This is a genomic window from Paenibacillus sp. EC2-1, from assembly GCF_049311625.1.
GTDB lineage: Bacteria > Bacillota > Bacilli > Paenibacillales > Paenibacillaceae > Paenibacillus_AQ.
Genome location: NZ_CP186006.1, coordinates 5,157,686 through 5,179,186, shown reverse-complemented (window position 1 = coordinate 5,179,186; position 21,501 = coordinate 5,157,686). Strand labels below are relative to the sequence as shown.

General features: G+C 44.5%; 16 protein-coding genes. 14 read left to right on the top strand and 2 right to left on the bottom strand.

The features are described 5' to 3' along the window. Positions 1-151: 151 nt before the first annotated feature. The gene (locus ACK8P5_RS24295; RefSeq protein WP_422658743.1) at positions 152-871 is read left to right on the top strand and encodes a Na-translocating system protein MpsC family protein; all 720 of its coding nucleotides are present in this window, start codon (positions 152-154) and stop codon (positions 869-871) included. A gap of 151 nt (positions 872-1,022) precedes the next feature. Continuing rightward, positions 1,023-3,071: a putative bifunctional diguanylate cyclase/phosphodiesterase gene (locus ACK8P5_RS24290; RefSeq protein ID WP_422658742.1), complete on the top strand. Its 2,049-nt coding sequence runs from the start codon at positions 1,023-1,025 to the stop codon at positions 3,069-3,071. A 133-nt stretch (positions 3,072-3,204) separates the two neighbouring features. On the opposite strand, the gene ACK8P5_RS24285 is transcribed toward ACK8P5_RS24290, so the two are convergent. Then, on the bottom strand, positions 3,205-4,239 hold the full coding sequence (locus ACK8P5_RS24285; RefSeq protein ID WP_422658741.1) for a YeiH family protein: 1,035 nt from the start codon (positions 4,237-4,239) through the stop codon (positions 3,205-3,207). A gap of 149 nt (positions 4,240-4,388) precedes the next feature. Here ACK8P5_RS24285 and ACK8P5_RS24280 point away from each other — a divergent pair, with 149 nt between their 5' ends. The 11 genes from ACK8P5_RS24280 (at position 4,389) to ACK8P5_RS24230 (ending at position 17,656) form a co-directional block, all read left to right on the top strand. Then, the gene (locus tag ACK8P5_RS24280; protein WP_422658740.1) at positions 4,389-5,288 is read left to right on the top strand and encodes a LysR family transcriptional regulator; all 900 of its coding nucleotides are present in this window, start codon (positions 4,389-4,391) and stop codon (positions 5,286-5,288) included. 50 nt (positions 5,289-5,338) lie between these two features. Further along, complete coding sequence (locus tag ACK8P5_RS24275; protein ID WP_422658739.1) at positions 5,339-5,779, top strand: hypothetical protein; 441 nt, start codon at positions 5,339-5,341, stop codon at positions 5,777-5,779. Positions 5,780-5,881: 102 nt separating this feature from the next. After that, positions 5,882-6,100 (top strand): DUF378 domain-containing protein, encoded by a 219-nt coding sequence (locus ACK8P5_RS24270; RefSeq protein ID WP_422658738.1) that lies wholly within the window; start codon positions 5,882-5,884, stop codon positions 6,098-6,100. Positions 6,101-6,488: 388 nt separating this feature from the next. After that, positions 6,489-7,409 carry an ABC transporter permease gene (locus ACK8P5_RS24265; protein WP_422661571.1) on the top strand — a complete coding sequence of 307 codons (921 nt, stop codon included), beginning with the start codon at positions 6,489-6,491 and terminating at the stop codon, positions 7,407-7,409. Between the two features lie 17 nt (positions 7,410-7,426). After that, positions 7,427-8,335, top strand: a complete 909-nt coding sequence (locus tag ACK8P5_RS24260; RefSeq protein WP_422658737.1) for a carbohydrate ABC transporter permease — start codon at positions 7,427-7,429, stop codon at positions 8,333-8,335. A gap of 56 nt (positions 8,336-8,391) precedes the next feature. Beyond that, complete coding sequence (locus ACK8P5_RS24255; protein ID WP_422658736.1) at positions 8,392-9,990, top strand: extracellular solute-binding protein; 1,599 nt, start codon at positions 8,392-8,394, stop codon at positions 9,988-9,990. A 154-nt stretch (positions 9,991-10,144) separates the two neighbouring features. Continuing rightward, positions 10,145-11,533 (top strand): alpha-L-fucosidase, encoded by a 1,389-nt coding sequence (locus ACK8P5_RS24250; RefSeq protein WP_422658735.1) that lies wholly within the window; start codon positions 10,145-10,147, stop codon positions 11,531-11,533. Between the two features lie 76 nt (positions 11,534-11,609). Then, positions 11,610-12,899 carry an alpha-L-fucosidase gene (locus ACK8P5_RS24245; RefSeq protein ID WP_422658734.1) on the top strand — a complete coding sequence of 430 codons (1,290 nt, stop codon included), beginning with the start codon at positions 11,610-11,612 and terminating at the stop codon, positions 12,897-12,899. Positions 12,900-12,937: 38 nt separating this feature from the next. Beyond that, complete coding sequence (locus tag ACK8P5_RS24240; RefSeq protein WP_422658733.1) at positions 12,938-13,960, top strand: carbohydrate-binding family 9-like protein; 1,023 nt, start codon at positions 12,938-12,940, stop codon at positions 13,958-13,960. Positions 13,961-13,966: 6 nt separating this feature from the next. Continuing rightward, complete coding sequence (locus tag ACK8P5_RS24235) at positions 13,967-16,615, top strand: transglutaminase domain-containing protein (protein WP_422658732.1); 2,649 nt, start codon at positions 13,967-13,969, stop codon at positions 16,613-16,615. A gap of 6 nt (positions 16,616-16,621) precedes the next feature. Continuing rightward, positions 16,622-17,656, top strand: a complete 1,035-nt coding sequence (locus tag ACK8P5_RS24230) for a glycoside hydrolase family 18 protein (RefSeq protein ID WP_422658731.1) — start codon at positions 16,622-16,624, stop codon at positions 17,654-17,656. Positions 17,657-17,740: 84 nt separating this feature from the next. Here the strand turns inward: ACK8P5_RS24230 and ACK8P5_RS24225 are convergent, their stop codons facing one another. Beyond that, positions 17,741-20,038 (bottom strand): helix-turn-helix domain-containing protein, encoded by a 2,298-nt coding sequence (locus tag ACK8P5_RS24225; RefSeq protein WP_422658730.1) that lies wholly within the window; start codon positions 20,036-20,038, stop codon positions 17,741-17,743. A 231-nt stretch (positions 20,039-20,269) separates the two neighbouring features. Here ACK8P5_RS24225 and ACK8P5_RS24220 point away from each other — a divergent pair, with 231 nt between their 5' ends. Continuing rightward, a complete protein-coding gene (locus tag ACK8P5_RS24220; RefSeq protein WP_422658729.1) occupies positions 20,270-21,481 on the top strand; it encodes an MFS transporter in 1,212 nt (403 codons plus the stop codon). Positions 21,482-21,501: the final 20 nt, after the last annotated feature.

Here is a 21,501-nt window from a genome sequence, read left to right as displayed (position 1 = left end):
CAATATATTCTAAACGAAGTAGAAGTTCGGAATCCTAGGTGACAACTGCGGCGGCGTACGCCGCTCATGATACGTCTTAAGTTAGGAGGGGTCGGAGTATTCGTTCATTTCTATATGAATATTAGCACCTTCAAAAGATAAGGAGTAAGCAATGGACGAGTCATATCCCATGAATCAGACAATACATCAATTTCAGCAACTCATAGCGAGTTATACAGGTAAGCTCCTGAGGGAGCATTTTGGCAAAGGACCCGAATCGGTCCTCGTCTCAATCGGCGGGGAATACATCACGATATACTTAAGAAATTTCCTAACCCCTTCAGAACGGATTCTGCTCCAGCAGGATCATGTGATCATCATTAATCAAATGCGAGATAAATTGATGCAGATGGTTAATCCAGAGGTTTTGGGGTTCATTCAGCAATTGACCGGAATTATTCCCTCGGAAATATATTATGACTGGGCGCTTCAGAATCAATCAGGCATGATTACCATTCTATGTCCTGAACGTCTGGTTGATGATTCCGAGATTCGGGAGGATTACAGCGATAAAGAGAAGTTAGAACAGGAGCTAAGGCTCATTAGTGAACAGGCGCAGAAAGCGCCTGATCGTCTTTATTCATGTGAGATGAATAACCGGACGCTGCTGTTTGTGAGAGAAGGTATTCTGGTACCGATTGAGAAGGAGTTTATTCGGCTTGGGCATAAAGAGCTTCTTAAAGAAGTGAAACGAAATTTAGAGAAGAACTCGTTATATAACAATGCCGGTTTCGAACAGATTTTGAACCGACCGATTCTTGATATTTTTGTAGATTGGAATTATGAACTCGACAAAAGTATTATCGTATTAATTACTTCTTCAAAGTCGTAGGTTATAGACAACTAGTTAATGTGAAAGGCCACCGGATGAGACGTGAGACGATATCCTTCCGGTGGTTTTTCTTTTCTTTCCATAAGGGTTCCCTTATACTAGTTCACGAGTAAATATAAACTGATATTTAAACGTAAAGAGGGCGTCCAAGATGGGTCTGACACCGTTTCAGGGTCACTATAATGGGTGGATTGTATTGTTATCTGTAGTTATATCCATTTGTGCCTCCTATTCAGCTCTAAACATAGCAGGGAAAATATATAGAACTCGTGGACGAAGCAGATGGATCTGGCTTCTCGCAGGGTCGAGCGTGATGGGCTTAGGTATCTGGTCCATGCATTTTATTGGTATGTTAGCATTTCATTTCGGCTTACCGGTAACTTATAACACGGGAATAACAGCACTGTCTTTATTGGTTAGCATCGGCGGATCGCTAATTGCTTTTTATATTGCTTCAGATCCGGACGCAGATACGAGGAAGCTACTTCTCGGAGGACTATGTATGGCAATAGGTGTTGTGCTCATGCACTATATGGGGATGGCAGCTATGCGTATGGAGGGAACACTTACATATAATCGATCGTTACAGGGGTTATCCACACTGATAGCACTCATGGCTTCCAATGCTTCGCTTCTCCTGTTCCGGAGATTCCGACATATACCTAACTTTAGTCGCTGGAAGGTTTACAGCGCCGTCCTTATGGGTATGGCGGTTTCGGGTATGCACTATACGGGGATGTTGGCTGTACAAATTCACCATAAGGAGTCCATGATTAGGTTCGAAGAGCATGACTATGGAGGTTTTTTACTTCTTGGAGTGTCTGTAGCAACCTTTATTATATTGGCTGTATCGATGATTGCGTTATTCTTTGACCGCCATGTGCTAGAGAAGATGGCATATCACGATGCGCTGACAGGTCTACCGAATCGGTATGGATTGGTTAGAGACATGGATAACCAATTGAGTAACTCCTGGCATGGAGCTGTATTATTTATTGATCTGGACCGGTTTAAGACGGTTAATGATACCCTCGGACATGATTTTGGTGACATACTGCTTCAAGAAGTTGCAGAGCGATTCGTGCAATGCGCAGGATCAAGTGCGCTGATGTACAGACTCGGTGGTGATGAGTTCTTGGGTATTCTGCCGAAAGGATCACGGACTAGTGCAGCTGCATTTGCTCAGAAGCTGCTTTATGTGGTACAGCAACCCATCTATGTAGAAGAACATGAGCTGTATATAACAGCTAGTATTGGGATCAGTCTTTCGCCTGAGCATGGTACAGATCGATTATCCTTAATCAAGGCATCGGATTCAGCAATGTATGATATGAAAAGTTCCGGTAAGAACGGCTACAAATTTTTTGATGATCATATGGTGAAGAAGCAGACGAGACGACTTCGTCTGGAAAAAGACTTACAGAAAGCGCTAGCGCACCATGAATTTGAAGTTGTGTATCAGCCCAAGTGGGATATTTCAAGCAATCAATTGTCGGGTATGGAGGCTTTACTTCGCTGGAAGCATTCCGAGCTTGGCCCGGTATCACCAGTAGAATTCATCCCAATTGCAGAAGAGAACGGAAGTATTCTTACAATTACGCGGTGGGTATTGTTCTCTGTTTGCCGTCAGAATTTGCTGTGGCAGGAAGCGGGGTTAGCGACCGTTCCTATTTCCGTTAATATTTCGAGTCAGGTACTGGAGAGTGGGATGCTGGGATTTATGGTAGACGAGGCTCTACTGGATAGCGGACTATCTCCTAGATATTTAGAGTTGGAAATAACAGAATCCACCGCCATGATGAATATGGAGGGGATGGTTGAACAGATCAAACGTATTCGATCAAAAGGAATTAGCTTCTCCCTCGATGACTTCGGTACTGGATACTCTTCGCTTGGACGATTGGGAGCACTACCTGTTGATACGCTTAAAATCGATAGAATATTTATCGAGAAGAGCAATATGCTCGATAAACAGGCCATCATTAACAATATTATCGCTATTGCGAAAAATCTAAATCTGAATATTGTAGCTGAAGGTGTAGAGAATAGAGAACAAATGGAATTTTTAAAGTCCTGCGGTTGTAATATCATGCAGGGTTATTATTTTGGCAAGCCTATGGGAGTAGACGCTCTCGGACACTGGCTGCTTGCTGGTGGTGCTGCTATTACGTTAGAACAAGATAACAAAAGAGCAAGGTAACCTCACTTTTACTTGGAAGCGGGTTTACCTTGCTCTTCTTTATGCTGATCATTTTGGCCTCATCATGTGAGGTCAGCCGTTGACCTTTTGATTTCTAAGCTATCACTTATCCCTTACTCGTAAGATTCATGTGTTAGGCCATCCAGAAACTAAGTACTGCAAGTAGGATTGAAGTGATGGTCATGGCAAGGAGGGGACGCCATGCTTTGCGAAGCGATTTAATGTGAATATTAAGTCCAAGGCCGACCATGGCCATCGCAAGGATAAAGGATGCCGAATTTGCAATTCCGCTTTTTAGACCTGTTGGAATCATGGGCTGGCCGTTCAATTCTATGCTGCCAACGATACTCAAAGCGATGAAGCCGAGTAGAAACCATGGGAATTCTAGCTTAGAACCCTTCTCAATTCGTCCGGTACGCCGCATCCAGTACATTAAGATGAGGCTTAAAGGAATAAGAAGAAATACCCGGCCGAGCTTGGCTAAAAGGCTAACTGCTAGCGCATCTTCTCCTGCAGGAGCAGCCGCTAAGGCGACATGGGCTAGCTCATGCAGACTAATACCGGACCATATGCCGTATTGGGATTCCGTAAGCGGCAGATAAGGCTGGAGAAGTGTGTAGACAACGGCGAATACAGTTCCGATGAAGGCGATGATCCCAGCGCCGAGTGCCGTATCCTCATCTTTGGCTTTCAGGATCGGTGATACGGCTGCGATTGCTGCTGCGCCGCAAACTCCGGTTCCAATACCGAGGAGAAGGGACAGGGAGCCATCAGCTTTTAACCATTTTGCCAAAAGCATGGTCACGAGAATTGCGAACACAATGACTACGACATCACGTAACAGAAGTCCGAGTCCTTGGCTGAATACGATAGCGATGTTGAGTTTGAGTCCGTATAGAATGATGGCAAGCCTGAGCAACTTTTTAGCTGTGAATTGAATGCCGCTACGCAGCGCTTCTGGATATCCAAAGACCTGACGAAACAATGCGGCAATCAGAATGGCCCATGCCAACTGTCCCAGAACACTGAGTTTAGGGACGAAGGATAATCCGTAGCCCATAAGAGCGATTAGAAAGGTGAAGCCGATCCCGCCAAGCATTGAAGTAGCTTTACTAAATTTAGGGCTAGGGTTAGGCTTCGGTAGTGCTTGATCTTGTGTCTTGTTCATTCGTTATAACCTCCGATATGTTCGGTTGGCCTAAACCCATCGTAGCTTAATTCCTAGAATAAGAAAAATAAATCATTATAATGGTTATAATAAGCAATAACTTATGATAACCTGATGGTATTAGTTTGCCGAAAAAGAGGAGATTCATTATGGATTTGACCTTAGAAGTTTTTGTCACCGTTGTGGAGAAAGGTAATTTCACTCGAGCAGCGGAAGAACTCAGGATGACCCAGCCTGCTGTGAGCCAGTACATTCAATCATTGGAACGCACGGTAGGAGCTAAACTGCTGGAACGAACGAATAAGTATGTGCGATTAAATCAGGCAGGGGAAATCGTATTTCACCATGCTAAAGATATTTTGGGAAAATATACACGTATGCAATCATTGGTTGATGATCTGTTGGATCGGGCAAGCGGTGATCTTTCAATAGCGGCAAGTTACACATTCGGTGAGTATGTTCTGCCGCATTTATTGGCATATCTGCGTAAGGAATATCCCTTGATTCGCCCGAAAATTAAAATCGGGAATACATCAGAAGTTGCCGAAATGATCTTGAACCATCAAGCTGATATTGGGATTGTAGAGGGCGAGTATCATCATGATAAGCTTCATATTGAAGCTTTCGCAGAGGATGATTTATTTATTATTGTACCGAACGAAGAACGCTATGCAGGGATGAATGCAATCCATTTACCCGAGCTTAGTGAAGAAACTTGGATCGTCAGGGAAAGTGGGTCTGGAACAAGAAATGCGACAGAGCGGATGTTTGTCAGATGGGGGTTTCAACCGGAGCATAAGGTTGAGTTCGGAAGCACCCAGTTAATTAAGGAATCTGTAGAGGCTGGACTTGGGGTAACACTATTATCCCACTGGGCTGTGAGGAAAGAAATATCACTTGGTACACTGCTCATGCTCAAGCCTTACGGTGAGCGGGTGCGAAGACATTTTTCACTGATTACACAGGCAACACCATACCATACAAGGGCGTCGGATATTTTCCTTGATATGCTACGGCAAAATAAAGCATTTCCAGTAAGTTATATATGAAACTTCTTGGGCTTTCACCGTGTTATTAAAGGTGGAGGTGTGTTCATGTGATGTCGAAATGGTTAGCCGCACTTCTCTCCTCACTGTTAATCTGTCTGGTTGCAGCTTATCTAGATTATACGCCGATGGATATGAGGGAGATCGGAGTCAGCTATAATTCGTATTTTAGACTTTTTATCGTAGGCTGGATTATTTTATTTCCAATGTATTTATTTCTGGGCATCCCCATTTCACTGATTATAGATGCAGCGATCGCGAGATTTTTTTATGAAGCCCCCAAGGGAGTGGCATTTAGCATGAAATTGATATCCTATTTGCTCGGCGGTGTAGCGGTAGGATGGATCTATTCAGCTGTGGTTGGATACGGAGATTGGGATACCTATAAATATCCTTTTATGATGGGTGCTTTCATATTTTGGACGATCCAAGAGATTATTCGTTTACTGGTCAGGAGAGTTAAGAAGCAAGTTGGCTCATCCATCAGGTCATAAGAACATCACCTAAATTAGGGGGTGTTTTTTTTTTTTTTATAATTAATGACTAAACGGAATAGATATGGGGAAAATATGTGTAATGAAAAAGGAGGAGTAGACATGAAAACGATAAATACAATTGCATTGCTTTTACTTATCATTGGGGGAATTAACTGGCTCCTTATTGGTTTATTTCAATATGACTTGGTAGCCTCCATTTTCGGAGGACAAACTTCTGCTGGAGCCCGTGTTATTTACACCCTTGTAGGCGTGTGTGCTCTGTATTCCATTAAATTCTTTGGAGATGTTACCGAAGATCATCGCTCGAGTGCACGTTAAGATTTGGTTCTTGAATGCTCAAAATACGAAGCAGGCTACCCTAAAGTAATCATGACGGGTAGCCTGTTTTTGTTATGAGGTGGAAATTGTCATCAATGGTTTATTCGAAAAAATAAGCAATTTGAGGGTCAAAAACAACACATTGTCCAGTTGTCAGCAGGGGGTGTCAAATGGCTGAAACCCTTGGTAATACTAGGTTTTCAAGGATACCCAAAACGACATATTTACGATGATTAGGATTGTCAGCTATTGTAATCGTGTAAGCGTTAACACATCGAGACATGATGTGATAGCTAACTTAGGAATCATTACAATAATAACCACATCATCAGGAAGGGGTGATCCTATGCGGGAAACAAAAGCTGCTATTGCAAGCAGTCAGGGAACGATGCTCGGTAAGAGCAATAAAAGTGTATGGAAAAGAATGCTTCAGAATTGGGAGCTGTACATCTTTATAGCACCTGCATTTTTTTACTTTCTTATTTTCGCGTATGGACCGATGTATGGTATTCAGATCGCGTTTAAAAATTTCATTCCAACAATGGGGATTACGGGTAGCCCATGGGTAGGTTTCGATCACTTTAAGCGATTCTTTGAATCCTACTATTTTTGGGATCTATTATGGAACACACTAAGTATCAGTTTGTACGAACTGGCTGTCGGATTTCCGATTCCCATTATTCTAGCTCTAGCATTTAACGAAATAAGAAACGGATTCTTTAAAAAGTTGGCCCAGACGGTCACCTACGCACCTCACTTTATATCTGTCGTTGTTATGGCGGGGATGATTATTACTTTCCTTTCTCCTTCAACAGGGATGATCATTAATATTATTGAGGGACTCGGATTTACTGCACCTGACTTTTTAACAGATCCAAAATGGTTTAAGACCATGTATGTATTCTCCGGTGTATGGCAAAGCGCAGGTTGGGGAACTATCATTTACTTGGCAGCGCTTTCTGGTGTAGACCCAGGGCTTCACGAAGCTGCTGTTATCGATGGGGCTTCGCGCTTCCAGCGTTTGCGTCATATTAACATCCCGACACTTATTCCTACGATGACCATTCTATTGATTCTGAATGTAGGTAGTTTGCTAGGTGTAGGTTTTGAGAAGATCTTATTGCTCCAGAACCCGCTTAACATGGGGGCCTCGGATGTCATATCTACGTTTGTATATCGTTCAGGTCTTGTGGATGCTCAGTACAGCTTCTCGACAGCAATCGGATTGTTTAACTCCGTAATCAATGCAATTATGTTGGTTGTTGTGAATCAGATTGTTCGCCGTACAAGTGAAAATAGTTTGTGGTAGAAAGGAGGAAGATATGAATGCTTACAGGTGTTAAGGAAACCAAACGAGACAGAATATTTCTGATTTGCAATTATATCTATGTATTCTTTGCATTTCTCATTGTGTTCTATCCTTTAGTGTATATGGTCAGCGCATCGATCAGTGATCCGAAGCTTGTCGGTTCCGGGGAAATGTGGCTCTTTCCAAAGGGAATTACATTTGACGGCTACAAGCGAGTCTTCGAGAACACTAGTATTTGGATTGGATATGGTAATACGATTCTTTATACGGTAGTCGGAACGACGATTAACTTAGTAGTAACTCTTCCTGCAGCTTACGCTCTAAGCCGTAAGGATTTTATTGGCCGCAACTTCTTTATGGGCATGTTCATGGTAACGATGTTCTTTGGTGGTGGGCTCGTACCTTCCTACCTACTTGTAAAACAGCTCGGCATGATTGATACAATTTGGGCTATCGTCATTCCATCGGCTGCATCGATTTGGAACATTATCGTATCTCGTACGTTCTTCCAAAGCTCGATTCCGAAGGAATTACAGGAGGCAGCTCAGATTGATGGATGTACGAATATGAGATTGTTCGTCAAAATCATTCTGCCGCTCTCTATGCCAATCATCGCAGTTATGGCTTTGTTCTATGGTGTAGGTAACTGGAACAGCTACTTCTCGGCTCTCATTTATCTGAATGATTCAGCTAAATATCCATTGCAGCTGGTATTGCGTCAAATTCTCGTACTTCAACAAATGTCTGCACAGGGTGGCGGAGCCATTGATGCTTCGACAGCTGCTGCGATGAACAGTAAGGCAGAAATTGCTGCACTCGTTAAGTATGCGGTTATTATCGTAGCTACGGTTCCAATCATTGCGATCTATCCATTCCTTCAGCGTTATTTTGTCCAGGGTGTTATGATTGGTTCTGTAAAGGGCTGATCGTGTCATAGAAAAAACATCAAAACATCAAACACTAAACAAGGGGAGTTGTTGTCATGAATAAGCTTCGTAAGGCATCATCTATCTTACTCTGCCTCACACTATCAGCCGGTATACTGGCTGCTTGTGGCGCTAAAGGTGAAAGCGGTTCATCCGGTTCTACTAGTGCAGCTGACGTAAAAAAAGAAGGATTTCCAATCGTTGAGCAGCCAATTACGCTGAAGGTCATGTCCCAGGATGCGGGTGTAGCAGATTGGAACAAGATGCCTGTATTGCAAGAGATGGAGAAACTAACAGGCATTAAGCTAGAATATCAGCTCTCACCAGTTGATAGCTTTGAAACGAAGAAGAATCTCGTTTTTGCGAGTGGCGATGTGCCGGATATGTTCTATGCAGCGGATTTAAAACCAGCGGAGCAAGTGACTTATGGTAGTCAGGGTGTACTTATTCCATTGGAAAAATATATTGATGAGGGCTATGCGCCTAATCTGAAGAAAATTCTAGACGAGAACCCGGATATTCGTAAGTCGTTCACGACTCCTGACGGCCATATGTATGCGCTACCTTTTATTGATAGTGCAGCAGTTTGGTACCGCGGTCCGATGTGGTATAACGGTAAATTCTTGAAGGCGCTTAATGTTGAAGAACCGAAGACAACAGAGGAGTTGTACACGTTCTTGAAACGAGTGAAAGAGGAAGATCCGAACGGTAATGGACAAAAGGATGAAATTCCACTGACTTCCGTAAAACTGGATGATCTACGTATGTACTTCTTTGGATTCTTTGGAATGTACGACGAGAAAATCTATGCTGACAAGGATGGTAAAGTACATTACTCTCCTCAAGAAGAAGGATACAAAAGTTACCTGACATTCATGAACCGTCTATGGAAAGAAGATCTACTAGATCATGAAACGTTCTCCCAGACATCGGATCAGAAGAAGTCGAAAGGTCAGAAGAATCAGATCGCATTGTTTAATGATTACTATCCATACTTTACACTCGGGGGCGAGCCAAGCTCAGATCATCCGATGATGACACCAGTGAAGAGTGATATTGAAGGTTCTCCAGTTTATGGTAAGCATCCAGGGATATCTACGAATGGTACCTTCGCCATTACGAGCAAAAACCCAGCTCCTGAAGCTACTATGCGTTGGATCGACTATCTTTACAGCTATGAAGGTTCAACACTATTCTCTCAAGGACCAGAGAATACACTTTGGAAGTTCAAAGATAAAGAGAATCGCGTAAAAGAATGGTTGCCGGTACCAGGCGGTGGCGATCGTGAGGAATACAAAGGCAAAATAACACCAAACTTCGGTATTTTGACACCAGGTATCAATGATCCGGAAGTGTCTAAAGGACTTCAATCCGACTTTGATCAATGGATTAATAAACAAAACGAAGAGAAGTTAATTCCAATCGCGAAAGCTCCGTTCCCTAACGTATATCTTACAAATGAAGAACAGAGTGAGGCAAGTGCTCTGATGTCTGACCTCAACACGTATGTTCAGCAGATGGAAGCGAAATTCGTTACGGGCCAAGAGCCACTATCGAATTGGGACAAGTATGCTGCTCAAGTCAAGAAAATGGGATCTGACCGCCTCGTTGAGCTTTATCAAGGTGCATATGATCGTTGGAATACAGAGAAATAAACTTAAATATATTTAAAAACAATAGCCAACACAGCCCGGTCCATCGTGACCGGAGGTTGGCTATTAACATTATTAACCTCACTATGAAAACGAATTCATTTTTTTACAAGGCTAATAGAATATGATGTCGAATACATAACTTCGGAGGTGTGAAATGAGTGATAACAAATTGATAGAGGAAGAGAAAGAAGACTTTATCGAGCAGGGTGTTCATAATTACAGCAGTGAGAAAGAATGGGTTAAGCCAGAGGACCCGCTGCTGCTTGAGCGACTGGAGTGGTTTAAGGATCAGAAGCTGGGATTGATGATGCACTGGGGTCCCTATTCTCAGCTCGGGCTTGTGGAGTCATGGGCACTCAGTGACACAGACGAAGAATGGTCGCGCAATGAGATTGATTGGGATATCGATGCGGAGGAGCTAAAGCGCCAGTATTTTGCATTAAATAAGACGTTTAATCCTCTTCGGTTTCAACCTGATTTATGGGCTGATTTGGCTGCTGAGAACGGTTTTAAATATCTCAACTTTACGACCAAGCATCATGACGGATTCTGCATGTGGGATACCCACACAACGGATTACAGGATTACGGGTCCCGATTGTCCATTCCATACGCACAAATTCGCTGACATCACAAAACAACTATTTGACGCTTTCCGTGCAAAGGGACTAGGTATTTCAGCGTATTTCTCCAAAGCCGACTGGCATACTCCCTATTACTGGGCACCGGGTATGAAGCCTGGAACCACCACATCAAGAGGGCCTACCTATGATCCGAAGGAGTACCCTTGGCTATGGGAGCAATTCGTTCAGTTTTCGCACGAACAGATCATGGAACTTATGACCAATTACGGCCGCATCGATGTGTTGTGGCTTGATGCCGGATGGGTCAATGATTATCGCGATCAGAATATCCGGTTGGGTGAAGTGGTGGATAAGGCACGGAAGATCCAGCCTTGGCTTCTGTCAGCAGATCGCACGGTGGGCGGTCCATATGAGAATTTGATTACACCAGAGCAGACGCTTCCTGAGCGTGCACTGCATGTACCATGGGAGAGCTGCATCACCATGGGATCTGCGTTCTCTTTCCGCTATGAGGATAATTACAAATCAGTTCGACAGCTCATTCACCTTCTTGTTGAGATCGTTGCAAAAGGCGGTAACCTTGCGCTGAACGTAGCGCCACAGCCAGATGGAAGATTGTCCAAAACAGCGATTGCTCGGATTAAAGGTATGGGAGCATGGCTGAATGTTCATGGAGAAGCGATCTATGAAACTCGTGCTTGTGAGCCATATTCTGTGGAGAACGTTCAGTTTACTCAAAAAGGCGGTACAACGTATGCCTTCTACCTCTATAAGGATGAGAATGAGAATATTCCAGATGAACTGTATATACCGATTCAGGGGGATTTTAATCGCATTGATCTAGTGGGTGGACAAGAAGTGCTTGATTTCAGCCGCACAGATGCGGGAATCGTGGTACGTTTGCCAGAACAGGAACGTCAAGGTTTAGCTCCGATCGCTCATGTACTTCGTCTAACGTAAATTACAATTCATTCGGATGTTCAAGTAAGTGATTAACAATAACTAGAGCTGATACATAAGGAAGGTGTGACAGAATATGCAAAAAAATTGGTTTGATAACGCAAAGCTAGGGATATTTATACACTACGGTATTTATGCCGTGGATGGAGTCGCGGAATCATGGTCCTTCTATAACGGAAGAATCTCTTACGATGAATATATGAAGCAGCTGGACGGTTTTACCGCATCTAAATTTGATGCCGACCAGTGGGCTGATTTAATAGAGAAGTCAGGTGCGAAATACGCAGTACTAACAACCAAGCACCATGATGGTGTAGCGCTGTGGGATACGCAGTACAGCGATCTAAATGTAGTGAAGAAGACCCCTGTTAAACGAGACATTATTAAGGAGTACGCAGAAGCAATTACGAAACGAGGTATTCACCTAGGGATGTACTATTCACTTATTGACTGGTCTCACCCGGATTATCCAAGTGTATTTGAAGGTGGAAAGGTTCCTGAGGATCTCAGTAATGTGAACCCGCATTCAAACCCCGTGGATGGAGTACAGGATGAAGAGAAATGGCAGAAATTCCTTGAATTTAACAATAATCAACTGCGGGAAATTTTAACGAATTATGGTAAAGTGGACCTGTTATGGTTCGACGGCGATTGGGAGCGGAGCGCTGAACAATGGAACTTACCTGAGTTCAAGCATTATCTACAGTCCTTTAACCCGGACATCATGATCAATTCACGCCTTCAGGGACATGGGGATTATAAGACGCCGGAGCAGGGGATTCCGATTACAAGACCGGAAGGACCTTGGGAGTTCTGTACGACGATTAATTCATCGTGGGGCTATGTGCCAACAGACAATAAGTATAAATCACTGAACCAGATTATCCGGATGTTCTGTGACTGTATTTCCATGGGTGGTAATATGCTGCTCGATATCGGTCCTCGTGAGGACGGAACGATTGATAAGCGTCAGGAAGACATTCTGCTTGGACTGGGTGAATGGATCAGGGCTCATGAAGAAGCTGTTTTCGGAACAGGTGAAGGCATCATGACCCGCTATTATTTGGGAGGTAGCACACTTTCCGAGGACAAGAAAACATTATATCTATTTGTATACGATGATCCGAAAGAGAATGTATGTCTGAAAGGTCTGTGTAACCCGATTAAGAAAATTACTGTGCTTCATTCCGGCAAGGAGCTCACTCATGAGATTCATGGCGGTGTGCCTTGGTTCAACATCCCAGGTACAACTTGGATTCATATGACTCCTGAGGATACTCATGAGCATGTTACGGTCTTGAAGCTTGAATTCGATGAAGAGCTGGACATGTATGGCGGTTCTGGAGCTGTTGTAACCCATAACTAACGAGGATTTAACCATCAATAAAGAAGCGGGGTAGAACAATGAACAGAAGTGGAGTGCCGGAGCCAAATATTGAATATGCTCCTAAGCATTATGTATGTAGACGGGCGGAAGGGCCGCTTGAATTAGATGGCCGAGTAGATAAGGCATTCTGGAACGCAGCGGATTGGACCGACGATTTCGTAGATATCGAAGGCGATCTTCGTCCAAAACCGAGCAAGCAGACCCGGGTCAAGATGCTATGGGATGATGAGTATTTCTACTTCGCAGCAGAGATGATCGAGGATCAGATTTGGGCGACGCTGACAGAACGTGACTCCGTCATTTTTTATGACAAAGATTTTGAGATTTTCATCGATCCCGATGGCGATACACACAATTATTATGAGTTTGAGATTAACGCGCTGAACACGGTATGGGATCTGCTTCTGGTAAAGCCATACCGTGACGGTGGCCCTCCGGTGAATGGCTGGGATATTAACGGCCTGAAGACCGCTGTTCATATCGACGGTGAACTGAATCGCCCGGATGCAGACAACCGGAAGTGGAGTGTGGAAGTAGCGATCCCTTGGTCCAGCTTGCGGGAATGTGCAGCTGAAAGCCGTCCACCTCTCTTAGGTGAGTTCTGGCGCGTCAATTTCTCCCGTGTTGAATGGCAGACGGAGGTTCAAGATGGTGAGTACCGTAAAGTGCTGAATCCGGAAACAGGCAGACCTTATCCGGAAGACAACTGGGTATGGTCGCCGATGGGTCTCATCAACATGCACTATCCAGAGCTATGGGGTTACGTTGTGTTTGCCGATGAAAGCACACCAGACACCTTTGAACTGCCGAAGGATGAGTTGATTAAGTGGGAGCTGCGTAAGCTCTATTACCGTGAACGTAACTATTTCGAAGCTCACGGTCAGTTTACGACGGACAAAAAGCAGCTCATGGGTGACGATGTGTGGAGCATTGATCCAGTCATTGAAACGACCCGTGGTCTGTTTCAGATCACAGCTCCGTCCTCGGATGGACAAGGATTCATCTGTATTCGAGAAGACGGAAAGCTATGGAAGGAGTAAGCATTCATGACGATACAGACATCTGTATTTTCTTTGGAACCATCTATGCTGGAGTTAATCGATCAGAAATTTCGTAAGAAACAGAAGATTGTTGGATCGCGTAAGCCTGAGTTGTTTGATATCTTTCAAGAGGAGCTAACCGAGGAAGAGACTTGGGCGCTGAAATATTTATATGCCTATATGCCGATCAACGATATGGCTGACTACAATGGTGAACTATTCCTGAGCCATGTGCGTCAGACGCTCGCGATCCGGAAGCAGGTTCCTTGGGGAGCACGTGTGCCAGACCATTTATTCTTGCATTTCGTTCTTCCTTACCGGGTAAATACCGAGAATATCGAGGATTACCGCGGAGTTATGTATAATGAATTGTCTGAACGGACAGCACATTTATCCATGGCAGAGGCTATTATGGAAGCCAACTATTGGTGTCATGAGACGGCAACCTACATTGGTAGTGACCTGCGGACGATGTCACCACTTGGTATGATGCGTAATGCGAGAGGGCGTTGTGGTGAGGAATCTACGCTGGCTGTCGCAGCGCTGCGCAGTATTGGTATCCCTGCTCGTCAGGTATATACTCCGCGCTGGGCGCATTGTGATGACAACCATGCATGGGTAGAGGCTTGGGCTGATGGTGAATGGTTCTATTTCGGTGCTTGCGAGCCAGAAGCACGGCTTAATCAAGGCTGGTTCAGCCCGCCTGCAAGACGCGGGATGTTAATCAACACTCGTATCTTCGCGGATTATCCTGGACCTGAAGATATCACACTTACAGACGAATGGTTTACGGAAATCAACCTGATGGAGAATTATGCGCCTACGCGTACGATCCACATTCATGTGAAAGACGGACAGGGTGTTCCAGTTAGTGGTGCTGAAGTTCACTTCCAGTTGTATAACATGGCTGAACTATATCCGATTGCCATCCTCCCAACGGATGAGCAGGGACAAGCTTCATTTAAGACTGGCTACGGCGACCTGCTAATTCGTGCAGTGAAAGACGGCCAGTGGGGCGAAATGGCGATAACCGTTGCGGATCGTGAATCCTTTGAGCTCGTGCTCGATACTTCGGAGCAACCGCTGGGTACGTTTGATTTCGACTTGGTTCCTCCTCCAGAACGTGAGGGAGAAGGTGCTGAATCGCTCACGGAAGAGAAGATTCAACATCACAACAATCGTCTTGAAGAAGGTACAAAGATACGGACAAATTACGAGTCTACCTTCCTTAGTGAAGAGGATGCGTTACGAATTGCCGAAGCAGCAGGACTACCGTCTGACAGAGTGTGGGATGTACTGCGAAAAGCACGCGGGAACAGCAAAGAGATCGCAACATTTCTTCAAGATCGTTCCGCTGAACATGGCCAGTGGCCGCTATGCTTGCTGGAAACTTTGAATGAAAAGGATTTGACTGATACGTTCCAACTTACGCTTGATGATCATCTGAAGGGTGCGCTCGTGTATCTCGGAGATTTCGCGGAGGCAGAAGATGTATTCTCCAAATATATTTTATGCCCACGCGTTCTCCATGAGATGATTGTGCCATATAGACAAGCTTTCCGAGAGTCCTTTAGTGACGCAGAAATTGAGGTATTTAAGACTAATCCTGCAGAGCTTGCGCGGACCTTAGAGCAGGGGTATGAAATCTGGGAGGACCTCCCTAACCTGAAGGGTAAAGGGAATCCACTGGGTACATACCGCTTGGGCATGGGAGATAGGGTGTCACTAGACATTATGTTCGTGGCTGTCTGCCGTAGTTTGGGCATCCCGGCACGTCTTCACCCGAGCGAGCAGAAGCCGCAATATCTCGTTGATGGGAACTGGGTGGATGCTGTATTTGCAATCTCATCTTCCTCACAAGAAGAGGATCAGCACGTGACGAGTGGTACACTGCAACTACTGCCGGATCCGGAAGCTGCAGAGGATACGCCGGCAGCATCCTACTATGAGAACTTCTCTTTTGCCCGTCTGGAGGATGGGGTGTACAAGACACTCGTTTATCCTCACGGCAAAAAAGATGTCTACGATGAACCATTTGAAGTGGATCCAGGAGCTTATCGCTTAACCTCAGGCATTCGCCTGAAGGATGGAACGGTAAGAGCTCGCTTTTCATATTTCACGGTGAGCGCTGCTGAACAAACCACAGTTACGCTGACTTACCGTGAGACGACTTCGGAGATTCCTGTTCTTGGTACTTTAGATCGCAGCAGCTCGCTGCTTCAGTTGGATGGCAGTACCGAAGTATTACTGGGCGATCTGATCGGGACTGAGGGAGCGATAACTGCGTGGATCGAGCCTGAACGGGAGCCGACTAAGCATTTGTTCCGTGAGCTGAGCGAGATAGCTGAACCGCTTGATAAGCTGGGCTCACCGATCGTTCTGATCGTTGGCGATTCGGAGTGGACAGCTTCATTTAATCCTGCGAATTATCCGAACCTGCCTGCACGAACTGTTTTTGTACGGGATTCATCCTATGCATCTTTACCAGATTTCATATCGAAGTCACCTGCTAGTGAAGCTGGCTTCCCGCATCTGTTTGTGCTGGACGCCTTAGACCAAATTCGATATACCTCCTCCGGGTACAAGATCGGTACCGGAAAGGAAGCATTACAAATTTTATCTGGTGTGTTTAAGCGACCCCAAGAATCGGAGTGAATGAGAATGACGAAGAAATATATTTCTGCTGGATATGTGTCTGATAGAGACCTTCCGAATATGACACACGAGCACTTATCGAAATTAACGCATATGAACATTGCCTTTGGCCATGTTCGTAACGATGCCATTACGATTGAGCATCTACAGAATAAAGAGTCGATTGGGAAGATTAAATCCGAGCATCCTGAGCTTACGATCCTGTTGTCCGTAGGAGGATGGAGTGCTGGGGGATTTTCTGAGGCGGCTTCCACAGAAGAAGGAAGAAATAGCATGGCAGCTTCCGCAGTTCAGATCTTGAATGATCTCCCTCTAGACGGTATCGATCTGGATTGGGAATATCCTTGCTATGGTGAAGCTGAGATTGCTTCGAGCCCGAATGACAAACAAAATTTCACATTGCTGCTCAAAACCATCCGTGAAGCTTTGGATGCAAAAGGCACTCAAGATGGACGTCACTATCTACTTACCATTGCGGCAGGTGCTGATCAGTATTACGTGGATGGCACGGAGATGGATCAAGTGCAGAAGTATCTGGATTTCGTTCAGCTAATGACCTACGATATGCGCGGAGGATTCCAAGTGCTGACGGGTCATCACACGAACCTGCATACATCAACAGGTGATTTGTTCCGTATTAGTACAGAGGCTTCCGTCAACATATTCATCCGTGCAGGCGTGCCGAAGGAGAAGATTGTTATTGGAGCTGCATTCTACTCCCGTGTCTGGAAGCAGGTTCCTGATCGTAACCACGGCCTTCATCAGATGGCTGGTACAACAGGCGGCTACGGTCCTGACTTTACGGAGCTGGCTGCGAACTACATTAATAAGAATGGTTATGTTCGTTATTGGGATGATGAGGCTAAGGCGCCTTACTTGTTCGATGGATCGAGCCTGATCTCTTATGATGATGAGGAATCGATACAGTGTAAATGTGAGTATGTAAAGGCTGAGGGTCTTGCAGGTGTTATGTTCTGGGAGTATGGCTGTGACAAAACATACAGTCTGCTTGGAGCCATGCATCAAGGACTTCAAGGCTAATTATAGTTTCAAGGTACCAAACAACGAACTCCCCGAGGCTAAAGCCTTGGGGAGTTCGTTGTTTTTATAATGTATAAGGGCTTGTTATCCTGTGTATTCTTCTTCCTCATCGTCTGATGGGATGGAGGATCCGTTTAGACTGTGCATTTTACGATATTGGCCAGGGGTGCAGCCAAGCTCCTTCTTGAACTTGCGAATGAAGTTTGGTGTGTCGAGATAACCGACTCGTGTAATGATGTCTTTTAAAGGATCGCTTGTATGCAAGAGCTGCCTGATGACCTCGTCCATCCGTTTCTGCCATATATACTGGGAGAAGTTAATCCCTACCTTCTCTTTGAAAGAACGGCTGAAATACGAAGAGGATATGGAATATTTGTTAGAGATCGTCGCTAAACTTAAATCGTATTCGGTAAAGTGATGATCGATAAAGGTCAGAATCTGATCCATGAGAGAGCTTTCTTCAGTTTCACTTTTCGCTTCGACATGAGCACAGATATCTGCAGCTAGTCTTGTAAGGCTCTTCTCCAAATCCTCAAGGGAGTCAAAGGAGGTGATTCGTGGAATTTCATTCACCACATGGTGAATTTCGAGTTCTGAAGCGGTTTTTAGCATCGTATTCAGAATATCGAAGCATATACATCTCACTAGAGGGACACTCGGTTTCTCTGTCTTCAAATTGTTTAGCGCAGTTGAGACCATCTGGACCGCTACATCATAGCTTCCTTGCTTCAAACTTTGAACGAGTTTTAGAAGTACATCTTTTGGCACCCAAAATGAAGAATCCGGATCCTCTATGCCAGATAATTTATCGAAAAAGGTAATGCTACCCTCGCCATGAAGCATTGATGACTCAAAAGCAGATGAGGCTTCAATGTAAGATTGATTCAGCTGTTCTGGATGACTGTAACGTGCGCCAGCTCCAATAGCAGGAGATAGATTCATATGCTCCTTCACCATCAGACCAAGCGTCTCGACGATCCCCTCCATTAACGTTTGTAACTGGGCTTCATCACCTGTTGCAGCATCAAAACCAACAATAAGAGCTAATCTGTCGGGCTGAGGTAATTCAATTCCATAGACATGGGCAGAATGGGCGGGTAGTTCTACATCGTTCATTAGCATAAAGACACTATCCGATTCAGTACCATCACTTTTCAAAGATGTATTCGCATCCCAACCCATACATATCACGAAGTAGTGGTTGCGGTTAAACCGGATGCCTAGTGTTTCTTTGAACTCAGGTGTGAATTCCTCTGTATGACCGTGCTTCAACATGATTAACAAAATGTGATTGCGTGCATAAGGCTCTTGAAGATCTACACGCTGGCTGTAGTCGTATAATGTTTTCTTGATCCATTCCAGCTCGTTACTGGAGGAAGTGTCGGCCGCTGCTTTTAGTTTGACAAATTCCATTAGGTCGGAGATAGGATGGTATTGTTTCCGCGCTAGTATAATTGCTAGGAACGTACCCATGACAACGGTAAGGGAGAAAACAAGGATAATAATTGAGCGTATATGAACAATCCGGCTGAAAAACTGACTGCTTGGCATGGCAGTGACATAGGTCCATCCAGAATCGGATTTAACCGATACAACAGAATGGGGTTCATGATTTAGTGAAAGGCTGTGAGTTCCAGGCTTTAGCTTGAATAAGGAATCTACTTCCTGGGGAGTCATCGTCTCTCCATGATAATTACCAGCCAGCACCTCTCCATTATTATCAAATATATAAGTCATCCCTTGGTAGTCACCAAGGATGGAATCAATTAATCCAGTCAAGGTAGATTCATGTATCAAGTACATGACGGTCCCATGTGCATTCGGTTGGTTCGGTGTAATGGGTACAAGGTAGGCAAGCAAAGATTCTGGAACATTGCTTCTTTGATCCACTTGTTCCGCTGGACGCATGGTTGGGATTTGTAATGTATTTAAGTCGCGAACCATATCTGTCTCGTTCCAGGAATGAAATTTGTACCGCTTGGTGAAAACATCGAGATCCTCGAGGCCTTGAGAGGAATAGATTTGATCATCTTCACGAAAAAACAGGAAAACTTCATTAATGATAGAACTGGTCGCTTTGTATTTAGATAAAGCAAATATCGCCTCGCGGCTGTAATAAGGGTCATGTGTCAAATATTTTGTCAGCTGCTCGTCGTAAGAGATTCGGGATGCCATATCCTGAAGCTCCTTCATACGTTCATCAATAACCGTCTTGGCTTGATTCAGCTGATTGACATTCGTTTGCTCAATCTCAGAACGAAGTGTTTTGGCAGCATTGAGATAGAGGATAATCGTCATGATAACGAGCGGGATGAGGAAAATAGCTATATAGGACAATGTATATTTTAGTAGTAGCTTCGACTTGAAATGATTCCATTTCATGGGTGTGACCTCCTAAGTTGCTCGCTAACGTGATGTTTGCCTACTAAAATTGTAAGGTAAACGCTTTCCAAAATCAATGAAACTTCCGTTTTATGTATTACAAGATGGTGTTTCATTGTTTTTATCGTTGCCAATGGCGCTAATCATTGTCTACAATGCTTTAAGTAGTATACATAATTTGGGCGGAGCTAAGTTGACGGTCGCCTTCATGGAAGTAGTGAGGTGTGAATATTGAGATCATATTTTAACCAACAAGCTCCGCTATCGTTTATATCGGTTTTTCTTTTATTTGTTCCAGCAGGGATCGTTGCTTCGTTTTTTCCGCTTTATTTCAGAGATGTCGGATATTCAGGAGAATTATACGGCCTCCAAAATGCTCTACTGCCGATTGTAGCACTGTTATCGAATTACATGTGGAGTATTCTGAGTGACAAGCTAAGCCGAATCAAACTGTTACTTATTGGACTAAACTTGATGTCGCTGCTGTCCGTTGCCGTTATGTTTACACTGAAAAATCCGTTTGGTGTTATGGCCTCGATGCTAACCTATCAATTTTTTGCAGCTCCGGTGGCTGTGCTCGTGGAAAGCTTCATTATGTTGAAATCAACGAGCTTGAAGCTCTCTTATGCCTCACTACGAAGTGCTGGAGCAGCAGGATTTTCTTTTGCTGCATTGATTGTTGGCATAACATTAGGGTTTATTACGGGACTTCAACCCATCGGCTACATGTTTCTGTTGTTCATGGCGTTCGCGCTGATTAGCCTTATACCTGTTAGTGATCCGAGGAGGCCTTCTAAGGACAGCATTGAGCTGGTGGAGAAGGTATCGATGAAGGAAGCCTGGCCGCTGTTTCGTGAACCTCAAGTGCTGTTGTTCCTGCTCGTAAGCTGTCTATGCGGTATAGCCATGGTCATGAGTGACCAATATTTAAGTTTCCTGCTTGTCGATCTGGGAGGGACTTCGTTTCATAATGGTTTGGCATGGATGATCCCCGCGGGTGTTGAGGTTGTCGTCTTCATCATCATTGGACGACACGGTAGCGGCTTTCACCCACTATTCATGCTTGCGTTGAGTACGTTTCTGTTCGCTGTTCGCTCGTTAATGATCATTTTTACGATGAATCTTGCAGTATTATTGTTCTCACAAGCGGTAATGGGCATAGCCATCGCAATCTATCTTTCTTATACAGCTCAGTATATGATCCAGTTGATTCCCGATCGCTATCGTTCTACGGGGCAGGCTGTCATGTCGATGTTCATGAGTGTATTCGCTGCTACCGTGGGTGCTGTGGTAGGGTCATATTTATTCTCGCAGATGGATATTAAAGCCGTATTTATCGTGAACTGCGGGCTGCTTGTTCTAGCCACGATCTGCTTCTTAGGTCTGCACATTCGGGATATTCGGGGATCAGCACAACCACCGAATCAGCGACTGACCCTTTAGTGTAGAGAACTTCACACTTA